Source organism: Streptomyces sp. NPDC051677 (assembly GCF_044453465.1).
In the GTDB taxonomy this organism is placed as follows: Bacteria; Actinomycetota; Actinomycetes; order Streptomycetales; family Streptomycetaceae; genus Streptomyces.
The window spans coordinates 1-17,849 of the sequence record NZ_JBITCT010000042.1; the positions used below are offsets into that span (position 1 = coordinate 1).

Sequence of the window (17,849 nt, forward strand, 5' to 3'; positions counted from 1 at the left end):
GGTGGGTTGCATTCGGCGGCCGTGCCCCACAGCCGTTCGTCGACCTCGAACCCGGCGGTACGCAACCGGCCCACGACGTCGACCATCAGCCCACGTGTGCGGACCCTGGCGTTGGGCTGGTGGTGCAGGAAGTAGCCGAAGCTACGCTCGCACCAGTCGGCGTACCACCCGGTGTGCAGGATGAGCGTGTGCCAGCCGGGATCGACCTGCTGCGACGGCGCCATGCTCGCCCCGTCACCACTGCTCCCCATGACGAAGACGAGGGCGAGGGCCTGGTCGACGACCCGCTCGGCGACACACCGTTCCAGGCCGTACTCGCCGGCGCAGAACGCGGCGAGAGTCTCGAACTCCGTGTCGGCGACGAGGGAACGGCCGGTACGGGGCTTGGCGGCGACGGCGGTGGGGGTCATCGGGTGAGCTCCTTCGCGTTTGCGGTGTCCGTCGGGCGGGTCTGGATGTAGGGCTTGTCGGGGAGTAACAGGGTTGTGTGGAGCACGAGTTCACCTCTCAGCCGGAGGACCTTCGGGCACTCATCTCCTGGAGTGCCGCCTGCCTGCCACGTGCTTTGGGAGGGGGACTTGCACCTGCCGCGCGGCATGGGGAAGGCCCATACGCAGCGGGAAACGGGGAGAGCAAGATCAAGCCGACGGTCGACGAAGGCTCACAGCCGCATGCCGATCGCGATCCAGTCGGTGCCGGCCAACCGGATCATTGCCTGTAGCACGATCTTGAAGCGCCGCTCATCGAGGTACTGCACGGCAGCGAGGGAGCTTTGCCGCATACCCACGATCGACAGCACCAGCCCCAGGAACGTGCGCTCGCCGTCGTTTAGCCCGAGGGTGTAGAGACGCTGCGCAACGCCCTCCCACCGGCAGGTCATGACACCGTCGCGCTTCGTCACGAGCGCGCTGCGGAAGTTGTCCCGGGCGAGGAGTTCTTCCTCTTCGAGGAGGGCCTGCACCGCGATGCGTTCGCGGAGGCCGACCGCTGATCGTACGAGAAGCTCGCCGAGCGGCGGCGTATCTGGCTCATCGGCCGCCGTATCTGCGGAGGTCGTAGTGGTCGTCATACGAGTGCCTCCGCGGGACGTCGTCCACCCACACCGAACGCGACGCCGAGCGCCGTGGGGTCGGTGAGGCGGCCGGAGCCGTCCGGGTGTTCCAGCCATCCGCGGTCGCCGATCGCGTACAGGACGGGCGGACTGACGAGCAGCCAGCCTGGCGGGTGCACAGCCAGTTGGGGCACGCCATCCAGTTCGTGACGGAGGCTCGCAGGCAGAAGCCACCAGGCCCGTCCCGCTGCCACGTCCACCAGGACGGGACCGAGCCGCCGACTGCCCAGGTGCTTCATGGCCCCGAGAGACGGGATCAGTGGCCCCTCCGCTACGCGCCAGTGCTCGCCGCTCGGAATTCGGGCGAGCTCCTCGGCGGCCCATGCGCGACGCACGTCAGTGGGATTTCGAACGCAGGCCAGGAGCCAGTCCTGGCCTGCCTCCCGGGTGGACCGGGCGGGTTTGTTGGCCATGACGAGGACGCTAGGCGGCGCAATTGTGCGCCTGCGTGGCGATTGCGCGTGATTGCGTCTGCGGGTATGGCGCTTGCGGCGGATTGCCTACGGGAGATCCAATGACGCTCTCGCCCGGCCGATCAGACGGCGGGCAGGCGCACCGTACTCCGCGGACTCCGCCAGCCAGTCCCATGCACGCTCGTACAACTGGATGTCCTCCTCGCCGTTGAGCCACAACTCTTCGCTGATCGTTTCGACGATGACCAACCGCCGGTCGTAGATCCAGAAGGCGTGCGGGGCCGTACGGCGTAGCTGCGCACCGAAGGGCAGGATGCCAAGTTCGATCCGGCGCTGCCCCACCAGGTTGTACAGCCGATCCAGTTGCTCGGCCATCACGTCCGCAGGACATGAGCGGTGGTACAGCGCCGCCTCGCACACGAGGAACCGGAACGACTTCTCCGGGTCGTACAGCGCCTCTTGGCGGCGCATCCGGGCCTCGACGGCGGCCTCGGTGGTCGGTGTGATCCCCCGGAACTCCGCGTTGGTGTCGAAGATGACGCGCGCGTACTGCGGCGTCTGGAACAGCCCCGGAACGCGGGACACCTCAAGCCCGCGGATCGCCTTCGTGTCCTCGGTCTGCCGGACGGCGATCTCCTGACGACCACGGTGTCCGCCTGCCAGCTGCCGCCGCCAGGAGCGGTGTCGCTGCTTCATCTCCAGCCCGGCCCGCAGGCCACGAAGTTCAGCCTCGGCATCCGGCCGGCCACAAGCCAGCGCCCACGCGGTCAGATCGGCTGCGGTCGGGGTCTGCTTGCCGTTCTGGAGCCGGGAGACTTTGGAGGGCTGACAGCCGAGCTTGGCGGCAAGAACCCTGCCTTCGAGACCGGCCTCGGCGCGCAGCTCGCGCAGCCTCGCGCCGAGGGCCTCTCTGGCGGTCTGGTAGTCCGTGCTCACATGGGCGAACGTACCCGTCCGGCGAACTCTTGGGTACGGACGGCATGGTGCCAGGCGGCGTCCCGGGCCTGGCAGGCGGCCAGGACTTCGGCGGGGTCTTCGGTGACGTACACGCCCAGGGTGGTGTCCTCGTCGTCGAAGGCAAAACGGGCGAGGATCTTCGCGTCGAAGAGCCAGAAGTCGTAGTCGGGCAACCGAAGTTCCTGAGCCTGGGCGCGGGTCAAATTGCGGATGTCCTCGCCCGCGGCGACGTTGCCTGGCGCGCTCGCCAGAAGAAACTCCTGTCCTTGAGTCGGGGATTCGTCGACCAGGCGTACGCGCTCGAACCGCTTGCCCTGAGCTGTCTGCGCGCGGACGTTTTCCCGCCACGCGTTGTCCCGGTCGCGAGAGATGTCCTCTCCCGCGAGGAACCGGGCCCACTTGGGACTGTTGCGGTCGGAGGCATAGCCTCGGCGCGTCTCCAGCCGCCAAGCGGTGTGCTTGAAGTCCCGGAAGAGACCGGAGACGGAGGCGAACGGCTGGAGTTCGGGGGCGTCACTCCTGGGCGCGTAGCGGGTCAGCAGGCTGCGGGGGACGCGAACGAAGGTCTCCGACTCCTTCACGTCCCGCAATTGGACCAGGTGCTCCGGGTCGGTCTCCCGCTCGCCCTGGACAAGGATCTCGTCCGTTTCCTCGATGTCGTACAGGGTGGGGCAGTCACCGTCGTCGCTGGTCGTGCCGATGAACCTGAGCGTCACGTGGCCCTCCGTCTGCGGCGGTTGGAGATCCAGGATGAGTGTGTCGTCTCGGGCGCGCTCGAGAATTGCGGCAGATTGCGCCTACTGAACGCCGACCTGCGATTGCGCGCAAGCAACTCCGACGAAGAGGCGACGAGGGATCCCTCGGGTGACGTCAGCCCGTGGTGCCACGCTTCACGGCACCTATGAACGAGAACCAGGCCCCGCTTCGCACAGCGAGCTCAGCCCCTCCCACCCTCTTCGAGTCACGAACCAGAGCCCGGTCATCCATCAGCGCGCACTCGACGCACTCCCCTCCCGCACCGTTGCTGTACGACGACGTGAACCACGTCGGACGGCTGTTCTCGCTGGGCGCTGCAATGCTCACCTTGCGTATTCCTTCAGGACTGTTTCGATCAGGTGGGCCGAACGCTGAGGGCTCAGGGCGGCGGCACGCAGACCGTCGAACGCTCGGGTGTACTCACGAACATGATGCTCGCCCTCAAGGTAGACGGCATCGGTGATGCCGTCCCGATAGACGATGTCGGGATCCTCCTGCGCGGGAAAGCCCAGCATGGTGAATGAGCCCGTGGCCGGATAGGTACCGGAGTCGAACGGGAGGACCTGAAGGGTCACGGCGGGCAACTGGGCGGCGCTCAGGACGTGTTCGATCTGCTCACGCATCAGTGCACGGTCCCCGATGACATTGCGCAGAGCGCCCTCGTTCACGATGAACCAGGCTTCGGGGGCGTCGGGCTGCTTCAGCAGGGCTTGACGCTCCATGCGCACTCGTACGGCCCTGTCGATGTCCTCGGCGGACATGTGCGCGCCGGTCTTGTGGAGCTCGGACGTGTACGCGTGGGTCTGCATGAGGCCGGGTACCAATTCGCACTGGTACTGGCGGAAGGTGGAGGCCTCCTGTTCCAGGCCGATGTAGATGTTGAACCATTCCGGAACACCCGAGCCGTGGACCTGCCACCATCCGCGCACCTTGGCCTGCCGGGCGAGTGACTTGAGGAACTCGCGCAGTTCGTCGCTGGTGTCGTAGAAGCGGCAGAGGGCGTCGATGTCCGACGGCTGCACCCGGCCGCTGCCCGTCTCCATGCGGTTCACCTTGGAACCGCTCCAGTCCAGCGCCGCGCCGACCTGGGCGCAGGTGAGAGTGGCCTGCTCACGGAGCTTCTTCAGCTCGTACGAGAGGCGGCGACGGCGTGCCGTAGGTGATCCGGCCATATCAACCCCGTTTCGGATAGCGGGCGTTCAGTCTCACGCCAAGGGGTGTGCTTGCCAATCACTCGGAAGTGGGAATCTCGCCGTGCACATTGCACGAAGGGATCCGCCGGCTGCACTCTGAGGGCAACGCAACTCATCGTGATGCCTCGTGACAGTGAGTGGCTTGCCGGGGTGTCACCTGCGACGAGAGGGGTTTTCGTGGGACAGGAAGCGTGCATGACGCGCAAACCGTGGGACCTTGCCTTCACGGCCGAGCCGACAGAAGTGGCTGCCCTGCGTCGGATCATGCGACTGCATCTGTGCATCTGGGGCTTGCACGAGCTCACCGACGAAGCGCAGCTCTGTGTGAGTGAGTTGGCGTCCAACGTCATCACGCACGTCGGTCCCGGGACTCCGGCCACGCTCGCGGTGTCGATGAACGGGGTGCGTCTGCGTATCGAGGTCCACGATCCCGATACACGCGCCCTGCCTACCCTCCTCGACGCGAACGTCGAATCGGAGGGAGGGCGAGGCATGGCCCTCGTCGACGCCGTCGCCGCTCGCTGGGGCGTCCAGCTCCGTCTCGACCGGAAGGTCACGTGGTGTGAGCTGGTGACTGGGCTCACGTCGCCGAACGGCCATGTGGAAGGCCCCGGCGTGCGGCGGGCGGAGGCCTTGCTGGAGCTCTACTCGGGTGTCGAACCGCCGCTCCGGCCTGGCCCGGGAAGACTAGGAAGGGCCGTGGCCGAGGACTCTGTGATCACAGTCATCACGGACTTCCTGCACTGGCTTCGTGCACACGGCTGCGACGTGGACGAGGCCCTGGATCGTGCTCAGACCCGATACGACGCTGACCTGGAAAGGTGCGGCGACGGGGTCTCAGGCACATCGACTGCCTGACGGCGAACCCACTGAGACGTCCTCGTGTGTGGTGAGCAGAAGTGCATCGTGCAGACCGCTAGGTACCTGCCCTGGGAGGGCGGGCCTGCATCAGGGCGACAAGCCACTGCTCGCTGCGCCACCGCGTCCGCGGCTATGGCGGCGGGAACTGGAAACGGAGCGCCGGTTACCGCTCCGGTCCCCGCCACCACCGAGGCATCGGCGATGCGAGTGCCGTCGATCTGTGTCGGCGACACTCGGCCGGACCGCGGTCAGTCGGCGAGCATGTCCGCGAAGAAGCCCAGACGGGGGTTGTCCGGGGTCCCGACGAGCAGCGCGCGATCGAGCAGGATGTTGTTGTGTTCGCAGCTCGTCTCGGGGAGCATCACGCAGGCATGACACGCGGCACGGTTCGCGCCTCCGGCACCGGAGGACCGTGCCTCGACACACAGCGGGTCGGCGGAGCACCAGGTGGCACGTCGCAGTGCCGAGCCAAGCGCCTCCGCGAGGCGGTCGGGCTCACCCTGGGCCACTACGCCGCCGAGACTGCCCGCGGAGTCGCTGGTCGCCGTGTAGACGAGGAAGCCGGCCATGGTCGCGTCCGTGTACAGCCGCTCGCGCAGTGCCCCGGCCGGGTAACCGGCGTCCAGACTCCATTCGTTGATCAGCGCGTGCGCCAGGGTGTGCAGCAGCACCATTTGGGGCGTGGCGGGTGAGGAAGGCACGTCGGCGGGGTCGGAGGCCCGCTCCCTCAGCATGCGGTCGTGGTTGGTGCGTATGAGCTCGACGCGGGCCGCCACCGCGACCGACTCGGCCCAGTCGTCCAGCCGGTTCTCGTCGAGGCGTACGAAGACGCCCTCGCCGTGCACCTCCATGGCAGGGAGCCAGTCAGTCGGCGTGAGGGAGAGAGGCGCTTCGTGGCCCTCGGAGCTCGATTCCGGGTCCGCGATGCGGGTGAACGCCTTGAGCGCCCGCACCTCGCGCAGGCGCTTGACCAGCATCGGCTGGCCGACGCCGAGGGGAGCGAGGACCGCGGGGTCCGACACGGGCGGCTCACAGATGAACTGCTCCTCGCGTCCCTTGTCCCGAAGGGCGTTGCCAGAACAGAGACGCTCGTACTCCTGGCGCCGCAGGGCCTGGTAGCGGCTCACCGCCGCATAGCCCGAATCACCTTCTTGGGTCGGGTCTTCCTCCTGCTCGGCCTCCAGCAGCTCGATGACGGCGTCGACTGAGATTGAGTCGTCGCCCCTGAACGCTCCCTTGAGATAGATCTCGATCTCCGCACGGGACGAGTACGAACGCAGATTTTCCCAATGGTCCGAGAGCTTGTCGGCGAGACCGTCGCTCCACGGAGGGATGGACAGGGCGGACTTCAGCACCGGCTGCCAGACTGCCGACGAACCGCGCTGGAGCGTGCGTGGCGCCTGCGTGCAGAACTCGACAGGAGCGTCCCTGAGCCAGGGCCGCCTGCCCTCGCAGCGCACCCCGAGGTCGGTCAGGGCCGAGCGGCGGAAGGCGCCCTCCATCGACACCTCCAGCACGCCGCAGGAGCACGAGATGAGGATGGAACGCAGTGAGGCGCTCTGCCCGGAGAAACGCATGGCCAACTGACCACCGCAGCGCCCGGTCACGCCTTCGTCCCGGTTCTTGCGATGCAGCCACTTCCAGTAGGGGAAGTCGTCGAGGTGCCCGTCCTCGCAGGCCACGACGAATCGGGACGGCACGAGCGGCTCGTCGTCACAGTCCGTGCAAACGTTCTTGCCTACGGGCGGGTTGAAGTCCCGTACGTGCTGCAGAGCCTGGCACTTCGGGCACGAGTGCCACATTGGGAAGCGCCGGACGCGTACACCGTCCTTACTGGTGTCTTCGGAGGCCGGAGGCAGCCGGAAGTGGCTCACGCCCAGGGCTCGGGCAAGCCGGTGCTCGTGGACGATGGGTGCTTCGTCGAGAGACCAGCTTCGGTGGGCATCGTCGAGGCCGGAGACGATGAACGACTCGTTGTCGACGGCGATCAGCGACCCTACGCCGTATGTGGTGATCATCTGGGAGCGGCGGACCGAACCGCGACGGGGGAAAGTGAGGCGGGGCGCGGCCGAGCTGCCGGGGGTGCGACGCAGGCGCCGCGCGGGGGGCGGGGTCATCGGGAAGCCTCCAGGAAGAGAGCGGACTCGGCGTCGACGTCGCGCAGGCTCCATAGGGTGGGCCAGGCGTCGGAGCCCTCGGATTCGTCGTCGTACGGTTTGAGTAGGGCCGGGGTTGGACTGCCACGACGGGGCTCGTACAGCAGCCCGCCGCGCGCGTTGGCCGCTGCTTGCCACCACTCGACGAATTCGTCGAAGGCGTCAGAGGTGTCTTGCTCCTCTTCGGAGGCGATCTGGGCGACACGCTTCATCAACAACGGCTTGATCTCGGCGTACAGGCGATGCACGTACGCGTCGATCCGACCTGCGGCCTGGTTCTCCCGGGCCTCCGGGATGAGGATCCGGGTCAGGGCTACGACTACGGCGTGCAGTCCGCGGTCGCGCGACCGCGCGGAGAACGGCGTGACGGACGTCGACTCCACCTCGCGATAGAGCGCGGAGTGGAAGTGCAGGAAGTTCTCGTAATGCGAACGGTCCCGGGACCGCGCCGAGTTGAGCATCACGGCGACTAGACCCGGATGGGCGCGACCCACGCGGCTGGTTGCCTGGATGTACTCGGCTGTGGTCTGGGGCTGGCCCATCACCGCCATCAGGCCGAGACGGTCGACGTCGACGCCGACGGCGATCATGTTGGTGGCGAGGAGGACGTCGCGGACGTCGGGATCCGGGTAGCGCTTCTCGATCTCCTTCAGCCGGGCGGGGATCACGCTGGCGTCAACCCGGCTCGTCAGTTCCGAGTAGCGGTTGGAGAGTCGGACTTCTGTGCCGTCGCGATCAGCGAGCAGCCGCAGATAGTCCTCGACGTCGTCGTTCACCTGGAGTTCGGCAGCCGACAGCAGACGGAGGCTGTTGAAGTAGCCGACCAGGGTCCAGTACGCGTCCCGGACCTTGTCGCTGGTGTCCGCGCGCATGGCCTGGTGGAGCAGTGCCGCATACGTGCGGATGAGAAGCGTCGACTGACTGGTTCCGGGAGCGAGCAGACCTACATAGCGGCGACTGGCCTTCGTCGTGCGGTCGGTCTCCACAGCGAACCAGGAGTCACGCGCGTCCAGACCGGCCGGCGGGAACTGGTGCACTTTCCGATCGAAGAGATTTCGGCCCTGCTTGGCGGCGCGACGGATGGTCGCCGTCGAGGCGATCACCTTTGGTCGATCGGCGAGGGCGTCGACGGCCGTTTCGTACAAGCCTGTCAGAGTGCCCAACGGTCCGGAGATCAGGTGAAGTTCGTCCTGGACGATCAGTTCAGGGGGCGGAGTCGCATCGCCGAGCCGGTCCCGGTTGAAGAGCGCGGCCGTCTGCTCGCGCCACGGCATGGAGGCGAACTTGTCGACTGTGGCGATGACGAGGGTCGGGCGGGCCTTGTAAACGGTCTGGTCCACCAGGTGCACCGGCAGACCGGACGCGAAGTCGCAGTCGTCACCCGGGCAGCGAACGTCCATACGGACATCGTCCTCGTCCACTGAGTAGTGGTGGGCGTCCAGTGCCGTGCCGCACCAGGGGCAGGCATGCAACTGCACGGGGTTCTCGGTCTGCAGACTCTGGCCTCCGCGCAGTTTGAGCAGTTTCTCTCCAGCCGTCTTCAAGTCGTTCGGGGTGGCCGACTTGCCGACCCACATACCGATCGAGATGCCCTCTTCGCCGAGCCGGTCGGGCGCCGCCCGGCGCATCAGCTCCATCGCGCACATGAGGATCGTGGCGCGCTCGAACTGCTGGAGGGTGAGCAGCCGCAGCGTGTATCGCATCAGCACGGTGACGCCTCCGCCGTCGGCTCCGCGGCGCAGCCGGCGCAGAAACGTGGTGAACGCGATCAGACCGAGATAGGCCTCGGTCTTGCCGCCGCCGGTGGGGAACCACAGCAGATCCGAGACCTTGCGGTCCGCGTGGTTCGGATCGTCGATGCCGCACAGGCACAGGAGCATGAACGCGATCTGGAACGGCCGCCAGCGCTGCTCCGACAGATCCGGGGTGCCCTCTCGTCCGTTCTTCACCCAGGCGCTGCGCGCCCGCTGCTCAGCCATGGCCCGGTTGGCCATTCGGAAGGCCTCCATGACCTCCGGTGTGTCCGACAGGATCCCGATGCCCTCGCGCATCCGACCGAGGGCCTCACGACAGGCGTCGAGCTGGGCGTGCGCGGGTTCCTCGTAGAGAGTCCCGACGAGGGCGGCGGCCTCCGCGGCCTTGGCCTCGATCCACTGCTCGTAGCCGCGGGCCAACCCCTGCAGCGCGGCGAGCACTTCGGCATCAGGGCGCTCGGCGAGTCCGAGCATGCCGAGAGCCGAGCTGTCGATCTCCGGGTTGGAGTCGGTCAGCAGTACCTCGTGAGTGGGCAGGAACTCGGAGCGAATCTCGCTGATCGCCGCACGCTCTATGTCGGTCAGACCGACCGGCGGTGGCGTCCAGTCCCAGTGGGCGGAGCAGCCGTGCCCCACGGCGAAGGTGGGAGCGTGGCGGTACAGCAGGCGGCTGGTGGCCAGCTCTTCGTCGACGGCGGACAGGGCGGCGGGGCGCTCGACGAAGGCCGACGCGCCGTTGGCCGCGCGGACTGTGAGGCCGGGCTGGAACAGGGCGAACGCGTCCTGGAGCTCCCGCTCGCCCACGACGTGCGTGTTGATCAGAGTGACGGTGACGGTGACGGTGCCGGAGGAGGCGTTGGCCGGCCGTACAAGGACGTGCAGCTTGACGTTGTCGGCGAGCACAGGGGCGGGTTCGAGAACCCCGGGCTGTGTGACGTCGACCAGTGTGTCCGGCAGTGCCAGTTCTCGGCGTCGCCAATGCTCGCGCTGGCCGACCGTGGTTCTGGCATCCGCCCGTCGGGCGGACACCGGCCGGCCTTCAGCATCCACGGGGTCGTACATCGCGGCTTGTGCGGAGATCACGATCTCAGGGCTGGCCTCGGGCGTCACGGCGAACGTGAGTCCCATGGCGGACGGGCGGCGATCGCCGGAGACCGGCGGTTCGACGGAGCCGCCGGTCTCCTCGTGGTCATCGGTGCTGAGCAGCGGGGCCTCGTCCAACCCCTCCTCCTCGGCGGCGTCCTCCGACAGACGGCGGTGGGCCTCGCGGTCGGCAGGGCTCGGGAATAGCACACCGATCGGGTACCGGGTGATCGGAGCGTCCTGCGTGAGGACCTCGACCGGATCGTCGCCCGCCATGACGTCCGGTCCGAGGAGTTCGCGGCGCAGCCGGGCCACCAGTTCCTCGCGGACCCGGTAGTGCTCGGCGTGCGGGTTGTTCCCGTGCGTCATCCCTGTTCCTCCCCGGCGCGTTCGCCGCGTCGATACCTTCCGATTCCAGTGATCCGAGGGGCGATCCACACCCCGTTGCCGCCGAGCCCGGCGTTGGCCCCGGCTGCCGTGCTGCCCGCGACCGTCTCCAGCATGTCCACCCGAAGGCCGACGATCTCGTTGGGCCATGTGACATCCCACGAGCGGGAGATCATCTCTACCGCGTACAGGTCTCGGCGAAAGCGCTCAGAGGCCTCGCCGATGACTCGGTCACGGTGGAGTAGGTCGTACGGCGGGCTCTGGTCCGGCCCGACGGGAAGCGGATGACGCATCCGAAGCGTCACCGCGTCCCCCGGACGGGCGTGCTCCAGCAGGTAGGTCTGCGTCTCGACCGAGGACGTGTCTGTGTTGCGCGATCCAGGAGGCTCGTCGCGGTGGACGTCTCCAGGACCGACCTGGATCCCGTAGCGCTCGTACTTCTTCCAACCACCCAGGTACCAACGGCTGGTGGGGCGGTGGCGTCGTATGCGGGAGGTGTCAGGGCCAGCCACGTGGTAGAGGTCCTCGCGCGCCCGCGTCATGGCCACGTAGAGGGCTCGCGCCTCAGCCGGCACGTCGAGGTCCTCGTGAGCCTTCTGCAACTCGGCGATGGAAGGGGGCGACAGCAGCACCACTCGGTCGTACTCCAGGCCCTTGGCCCGGTGCACCGTCGAAACGGTCAACCGAGCCGTCTCCGGGTCACCGAGTTCGTCGGGGAAGCGCCCCTCGCGCACCAGACGCCCCACGGCGGTGACGTCGACGAGGCCGCGGCCGGTGCGCCGGGTCGCCGCACGAAGCGACCGCCAGCATCGCTCGGGCTCCACTCCCGGAGGCAACGGGATCTGTGCGAGCAGCTCCTTGAAGCGAGCCTCAGTGAGTGTCAACGTTTCGGCCTGGGACAGCAGTTTGGCGACCCAGTAGGGCACGGGTCGGTCCTGCAGCGAACGCTTCAGCGCGTGCTCCACCCCGTGCTCGTGCAGGAGTTCCGACACAGCGAGCGCCTGACGGTTGTCGCGGGTCAGGATCGCGCAGGTGTCGGGGAACGCCTTCAAGGCGTCCAGCGCGAACCCGTCGGCCAGCTCACCGAGGTTCGGCAGGTCGAGAAGCCGGTCGCGCAGCTCGGCATGGAGCATCGAGGCCGCGGCCTCCTGGCCGTCCGGGGAGACTGCCAGGTTCTGCAGGCGGGGGCCGCGGCCAAGGGCGGTACGAGCCTCAGGGCTCTTCGCGCGAAAGTTCTCGGTCAGGCTGAGCTCGACGAGGTCGTCGTAGGAGGTTCGCAGCCAGGCGAAGAACCGATCCGCCTCCCCAGCTCGCTCGGTCGGGTCTTCGATCTGGAAGCCGTAGATCCCCTGAGCGGAGTCGCCGACCACGGTGAAGCCACAGGAACGCTGGAAGCGGTCGAGCAACGTCTCCACCAGGTCCCGACGGTCGCCCACCAGGTCCTGTGCCTCGTCGATGACCACATGCGCAGGAGCACCCAGCTCACCGGCCTCCACCGCGCCCTTCTCGATTGCGCCCGTGGCCGCACGGATGCGCTCGTCGAAGGCGCGGGCCGCCCACTCCTCGTCGGGGTAGCCCTGTACCAGCAACTGGTACGCCCACGAGTCGAAGGTCTGGACCCGCACCCTGCGGGCCCGCTCGCCGTGTCGGGCGATCCGGTCCCGCAGTTCACGGACTGCGGCGCGGGAGAAACTCAGGACGAGTATCTCGCCCGCCTCCAGCGCCTCGTCTGGATCCTCGTTTCCCACCAGGGCGTCGAGGCGCCGGACCACCGTGTGAGTCTTACCGGAGCCTGCCCCCGCGGTGACCAGGAGGCGGGTGTTCCAGGGGAGGCCGACGACGGCCCGCTGCTCGTCGGTGAGCGGAGGGCTGTCGCCGTAGGGATCGGTCACTTGCTGCTCCACAGGTGCTCGAACTGAGTGAACGCGAGGGCAGAGTCGAAGTTCTCGACGTTGTCCCGGACGTTGAGGATCAGGCAGGTCTTCTCACCACCGTTGAGGGGGCCTCGCAGACCGCGCCCGATCATCTGCTGGTACACGTTGGGGCTGTACACGGGACGAGCGACGACGACCGCACGGGTGGCAGGGGCGTCGAAGCCCTGGGTGAGAACGCCATAGTTGGTCAGAACACGGGTGCGGCGCGCCCGGAAGTCGTCAATGCGTCGGCGACGCTCGCTTGTCGAGGTGGTGGAGTCGACCGCGGAGGCTGTGATGTTCAGGTCGCGGAGCTTCGCTGCCAAGTACTTGGCGTGGTCGACCGACGTCGCGAACACCAGCACCGGCCAGTTCTTCGGCATGCTCGCGATCTCGGCCACGATGCGGGTGCTGCGGTCGTGGTCGTCGGCCAACCGCTGCTCCGCCGCGCGGGACAGGATGCTCAGCTGCTCGGCGCGCTGCTTCTCCTCGGGCTTGAGGCTGATCGTGCCGCCCTGCAGGATCCGATGCTCGACCTGCGCCAGCATGCCGAGTCGCTGCAGCTCGGCGTAGGCATCTCCGTCCGGAAAGACCCCATCGTCCAGTCGCCGGCCACCGAACCGATTGATCAGGCGACGCGTCTCGTCCTGGTTGGTGTTGCGAAACGGGGTCGCCGTGAGTCCCAGAAGATGACGGTCGGTCCGTGAGGCCGTCAGGCCCAGGTGCGCCAGGATTTCGGTGTAGCGGGGCGTGATGGCGGTGTGTGCCTCATCGACGATGACGAGTGCTGCTTCACGTAGCCAGGCGTAGGCGTCGGCGGCGAGACAGTTCGGCTGCTGGAGCTTGGCGTCCGTGGCGACGACCAGTTGCGGTCGGTCGGTGACGGGGCCTGCCTCGTTCGTCGACCACAGCCGATTGATCGCCAGCGGCGTCTCGGCGCCAACCTTCTCCCACACGAATTTCCAGCTCTGGACGGCCTGTTCGCAGAGCTCCTCGGTCTGAGCGATCCACAGGATCGGACCGTCGAGCCGACCCACCTGCTTCACCCAGCGGATCACCGCCTCGGCCGTCACGCGCGTCTTGCCCGCACCGGTCGGCAGGGACAGCATGCCGCGCTGCGGAATCATCCGGTCCAGCATGGTGAAGACGTTGGCCGCCAGCCGCTCCTGGTAGTCGTGGAGACGCGGGAAGTGCCGTGGACCGTCCACGTCGATCCGCGGTTCCAACGACGGCGCCCGGAACCCGGCGAAGGCGTCCGGGAAACGGAGATCCGATACGAACGCCACGGCGGTGGAAGCACCCGCGAATGACGCAGGGGCGTGGGTCGGGTAGAGGTTCTGCAGGTCGCGGGCGTGGACCTGCAGGATGCTGTCTCCGTGCGCGTTGAACGCCATCTGCGCGATCCGATAGCCGGCGGGCTCGGCCCCGTTGTTCTCCGCGCGCTCACCGTCCATCAGACCGGCCGGAAGGCGTTCCCGCAGGGTATCGGCGCCCAACAGCAGCAGGAGCTTGGCCACCACGTCATCGGCCTCACGCACGGCCTTCAACGCGCCTTTGACCTTCTGATCCTCCTCCTGTCGCTGCTGTGCCTCCAGCACCTGCCGACATCCGGACTCTCCCATGCGCCAACGCAGTTCACGGTCTACGGCCATGAGGGCCTCAAGCGCGGTGGCGGGCTCGAGGACAAGGATCGTGGAACCCTGCAGGCTGCTGTTCAGGGTCCGGGGACGCATGCCGTTGGGGGTGCGCGTCACCTCTTCGAGAACCTTGCATCGCTGAAGCGTGTACTGATCCACCTGCGAACCGCGCAGCTGCCGGAGCGTGCGGTACGCCTCCTTGAGCGGAACCGGCTCACCGGCGGTCTCGTACCGGGTCTCGCGACTGATCACGTCGGCGTACGGCAGCATGCCCCACTGCTTGACAAGCAGCGCGGCGTCCTCCGCCGACGCGACCAGCAGGGCGGGCAGCCCCTCGGAGAGCAGGGCCCGATACTCCTCCTGCGACGAGGCGACGGCGATTTCGCCGTCGGGACGGGTGGCCCAGTCGTCGCCGATGCGACACCGGGTGAGCGAGTCGTCGAGGAAGGGCACCTCCAGACGCGTCAGCAGCACGTACGTGTTGCCGACAAAGACGTCGTCCTCGCTGTGCCGGAGCTTCTCCTGAAGCTGGTTCCAGAAGGAATCAGGAACCTCCTCGACGCTTGTGGCCAGACGAAGCTTGCGGGCTTTCTCGGCGCTGATCTGCGCGACCGGCAACACGTCACCGTACGCCGCGAGTTGGGGGCCCACCGCCTCGCCGACAGGGCGGATTCCCTGCGACGTCGGGACGAGGCCGTGTCGCTTGAGCATCCAGCGCATCGGCGAGACGACAGCACGACGGGTGCCAACCTGCGCCCCGACCTGCAGCGTCCAGTTGTCGACGAGGGCGTCCTCAGGCAACACCCTGAGGAAGTTGGCCCGGGCTTCGTTCGAGAGTTGGGGCAGCAGGTGCAACGGACCGCCGACCGCAGCACCCTCCAACTTGATTCGGGCCAGCGTGGGACGGGAGGTCTGGTTGGGAGGCAGGGTCGCGCAGTACTCCTTGTGCACGACCTCGCGGTACTGCTCGAACCACGGTTCCCCCTCAGGCCGATGTCCCCCAGTGGGGCGGTCGCGCAACCCCATCTCGCGGAAGAAGGCCATGTCGTCGGAGTGGAACCGGGTGTCGACGGCGACGGAAGGGTCCGACTGCGGCGACACGACCGGACCGGGCACCAGACAATCACGCATCGGACGGAAGTCGTTGTCCGCAGTGCGCACGTACAACGTCGACAGAGGATCGGGCACACGCTGGACCACCTCGTGCGAGAGATGACTGCTGCCCGCCTGATGGAACAGCTCCCAGAAACGGGTCCACTTCTCCGCGTCGTACGAGTCGAAGCCCTGCTCCAGGACGCTGACGAAGCGGCCTCGGACATCGGCGTCACGGATGCCGAGCTCGGCGAGGGCGCTCGCGAGCGACGGATCATCGGACAGCGCGGCGTCGACGTACACGTAGGACTCGCGCAATCCGTCGTGGTCGGTGCGACGGAACACCTTGCCGACGAGCGGAGCCACCATCCCGTGCTCCTCCGTCAGCACGATCCGCGCCGTACGGGCCTGGTCCGCGTACGGTGAGGACGACTGGACCATGTCGGCGACGATGCGGATGGCGGTGGCGGATGCCTCGGCGGTGCCGTCCGCCACGAGGGCCTCCAACCACTCCCGCACCGAGGCACGTTCGCGCTTGGCGGCCTTGAGGATGTGGTCCATTTTGCCGGCGCGGAGATCCGTGGCCTCCACGGACGGGTGCACCCAGTTCGCGGGGCGGCCGGGGTACGAGTTCCACAGGGTCAGCCAGCGGACCAGCGACTTGTTGTCCTTGCCAAGCGCCGGGTGGATGTTCAGGTTGCGCGGCACGCACAACCGACCGTCCTGGTCGGGCAGCGATGGACGATGGGCGGTGGCCTCCCAGATCCGTTCGGTGAGGTAGCGGTCGGCCCAACTGACGGTCTCCGACTCGCGGGACCGGCCGGGAAGGAGCGGGAGGTACGCGGCCGGGTCTTCGGCGGGCGCCAGCCCGGGAAGAGACTCGACGACGAGCCGGGCGGCGACCTGGATCATCTCCTGGTTGAACGGGGAGGAGTCCAGCAGGTTCTGTCGGTCCTCGTTGGTCTTCCAGGCTCCGTTGAGGATTCCGCTCAGCGTCATCTCGTACTTGGTCGGGAAGAACGACCAGAATCTGCCCCGCCCTTTGTTGAGGGAGGCCATGAGCCCAGTGACGGTGTCCTTCTCGTACTCGCGCACGGCCCACGAGATGTCGAGGGAGACACGGTCGTGCAGCTCACCAGCGCTGGACCGGGCAGCGTCCGTCGGCTCGTGGGTGAGCTTGAACACGCGCCACCGGTTGGCCGAAGGAGGCCGGCCGGGGCGTTCCTCTCGTACGGTGTGCAACTCCTGGTCGCGCTCGACGGTGAGGGTCCGCCGCACGACAGGTCGTGGACGACGGTCCTCCAGGGTCACCTTCGCCACGTGGGGTGAGAACAACTGGAACCCGGCGGGGAACTCCTCACGGCTGCCGGTCGACTGCCCACCACCGTGCATGTCCTGGCCGAGCCGATCGGCGGCTCCGTCCAACAGCGGGAGACGGACGACGGTGGTGGCCCAGTTCAGGAGTTCGTCGAGCACAGGGTCGGTGGCACGTTCGGCGGCTTCGTCAAGCGGCCGGGCCATGCGCAGAACCGGAGCCTCGAACTCCTCGCCGAGGCGGGCCCTGACCTCGGGGACAGAACGGATCTGTGTGTAGGCCCAGTCACGATCGAATCCGAAGGAGCCCGTACGGCTGAAGAACTGTGGTGCGTCGGTCACGACGAGCACTGATTTCACGCCGACCCCGAAACGCCCGATCTGGCCGCCGCGCTTACGCGACATGCTCATTCGGAGAATTGTCTCGGCGCCTTCAGGGGTGACGGGTGTCCCCTCGTTCGCGCAGTAGAGATGGGTGTCCGTGAGAACGACGTGGGCGGAACCGCCGGGCTCGGCGGCGATTTCGTCCGCAGCGTTCTGGACGAGCTCGAAGAGCTGCCGGTCACCGTATCCACCTTGGGTGATTCGTCTTTCTCCGTTCGCGTGTTCTGGAATGAGTCCGGGATCGACGGCGTACGTCCGGAGCACGCGGGAGGACTGATCGACCACGGTCTTGAGCACGGGGGTCGGTTCAGGAGACACAGAACTCCGATCCTGGAGCGATGACCTGATGGGAAGGCTGGCGGGCTAACGTTTGGGCAAGTGCCGTGACGTGCGCGGGTGATGACATGGACGCGGTTGGCGTGACGACGGTTCCGAAAGATTTCAGTGCGCCTCTTGAGGAATTGGAAGTTGGCTTCGTTCGAGGCATGACAAGCGTGAAACGGTGCGATTCTTTACGTGCGGAGGAATTCAGAAAGCGATCAGGTGTAAAGGCGCGGATCGGCACACTGTCGCCCGTATGTCGCGAAAAGGCTTGACGAGGAGGAAACGGCACAGTTCTACCAGGGCGTCGGAGAATTGTTTCTTCCGATGCGGGTGGGGCCGCTTGAAGGGACCGTACCCGGCCTTGTCGAGGGTGCGCAAGAGGGTTCGAAGAAGCATCCATTGGGGGTGAGAGATCGGGCTAAATCGGAGGAAAGTGAACGAACCTCGCTGTGTAGGTAGCTCCTGATGGCCGGGATGTCTGTCAAAGATTGTTTGACAACGGGTGCACTGTCAA

The 17,849-nt window shown here is 67.2% G+C and carries 12 protein-coding genes; 1 reads left to right on the forward strand and 11 read right to left on the reverse strand.

Going from position 1 to position 17,849, the window contains the following annotated elements:
• From ACIBAF_RS36605 to ACIBAF_RS36635, 7 genes are all read right to left on the reverse strand, one after another.
• Nucleotides 1-410 (reverse strand): hypothetical protein (locus tag ACIBAF_RS36605; RefSeq protein WP_399468860.1); only part of this gene is annotated, 410 nt, incomplete at its 3' end.
• Nucleotides 411-661: 251 nt separating this feature from the next.
• On the reverse strand, nt 662-1,069 hold the full coding sequence (locus ACIBAF_RS36610; RefSeq protein ID WP_399468862.1) for a hypothetical protein: 408 nt from the start codon (nt 1,067-1,069) through the stop codon (nt 662-664).
• A complete protein-coding gene (locus ACIBAF_RS36615) occupies nt 1,066-1,524 on the reverse strand; it encodes a hypothetical protein (RefSeq protein WP_399468864.1) in 459 nt (152 codons plus the stop codon). Before ACIBAF_RS36615 ends, ACIBAF_RS36610 begins: the two co-directional genes overlap by 4 nt.
• Nucleotides 1,525-1,611: 87 nt before the next feature.
• Complete coding sequence (locus ACIBAF_RS36620) at nt 1,612-2,460, reverse strand: helix-turn-helix domain-containing protein (protein ID WP_399468867.1); 849 nt, start codon at nt 2,458-2,460, stop codon at nt 1,612-1,614.
• Nucleotides 2,457-3,197, reverse strand: coding sequence for a DUF6879 family protein (locus ACIBAF_RS36625; protein WP_399468869.1), 741 nt, complete (start codon nt 3,195-3,197; stop codon nt 2,457-2,459). Before ACIBAF_RS36625 ends, ACIBAF_RS36620 begins: the two co-directional genes overlap by 4 nt.
• 154 nt (nt 3,198-3,351) lie before the next feature.
• A complete protein-coding gene (locus ACIBAF_RS36630) occupies nt 3,352-3,564 on the reverse strand; it encodes a DUF397 domain-containing protein (RefSeq protein WP_399468871.1) in 213 nt (70 codons plus the stop codon).
• A complete protein-coding gene (locus tag ACIBAF_RS36635; protein ID WP_399468873.1) occupies nt 3,561-4,409 on the reverse strand; it encodes a helix-turn-helix domain-containing protein in 849 nt (282 codons plus the stop codon). The genes ACIBAF_RS36630 and ACIBAF_RS36635 overlap by 4 nt, the downstream gene beginning before the upstream one ends.
• Nucleotides 4,410-4,625: 216 nt before the next feature.
• Between ACIBAF_RS36635 and ACIBAF_RS36640 the strand changes: the two genes are divergently transcribed.
• Nucleotides 4,626-5,288 carry an ATP-binding protein gene (locus ACIBAF_RS36640; protein ID WP_399468875.1) on the forward strand — a complete coding sequence of 221 codons (663 nt, stop codon included), beginning with the start codon at nt 4,626-4,628 and terminating at the stop codon, nt 5,286-5,288.
• A 251-nt stretch (nt 5,289-5,539) separates the two neighbouring features.
• On the opposite strand, the gene drmB is transcribed toward ACIBAF_RS36640, so the two are convergent.
• The 4 genes from drmB to ACIBAF_RS36660 are packed head-to-tail and all read right to left on the reverse strand — an operon-like array spanning nt 5,540 to nt 17,329.
• Nucleotides 5,540-7,408: a DrmB family protein gene (gene drmB / locus ACIBAF_RS36645; protein WP_399468877.1), complete on the reverse strand. Its 1,869-nt coding sequence runs from the start codon at nt 7,406-7,408 to the stop codon at nt 5,540-5,542.
• Nucleotides 7,405-10,653, reverse strand: a complete 3,249-nt coding sequence (locus ACIBAF_RS36650) for a helicase-related protein (protein ID WP_399468879.1) — start codon at nt 10,651-10,653, stop codon at nt 7,405-7,407. The genes drmB and ACIBAF_RS36650 overlap by 4 nt, the downstream gene beginning before the upstream one ends.
• Nucleotides 10,650-12,563, reverse strand: coding sequence for a UvrD-helicase domain-containing protein (locus ACIBAF_RS36655; protein ID WP_399468881.1), 1,914 nt, complete (start codon nt 12,561-12,563; stop codon nt 10,650-10,652). Before ACIBAF_RS36655 ends, ACIBAF_RS36650 begins: the two co-directional genes overlap by 4 nt.
• Nucleotides 12,560-17,329 (reverse strand): DEAD/DEAH box helicase, encoded by a 4,770-nt coding sequence (locus ACIBAF_RS36660; RefSeq protein WP_399468883.1) that lies wholly within the window; start codon nt 17,327-17,329, stop codon nt 12,560-12,562. The genes ACIBAF_RS36655 and ACIBAF_RS36660 overlap by 4 nt, the downstream gene beginning before the upstream one ends.
• Nucleotides 17,330-17,849 lie beyond the last annotated feature (520 nt).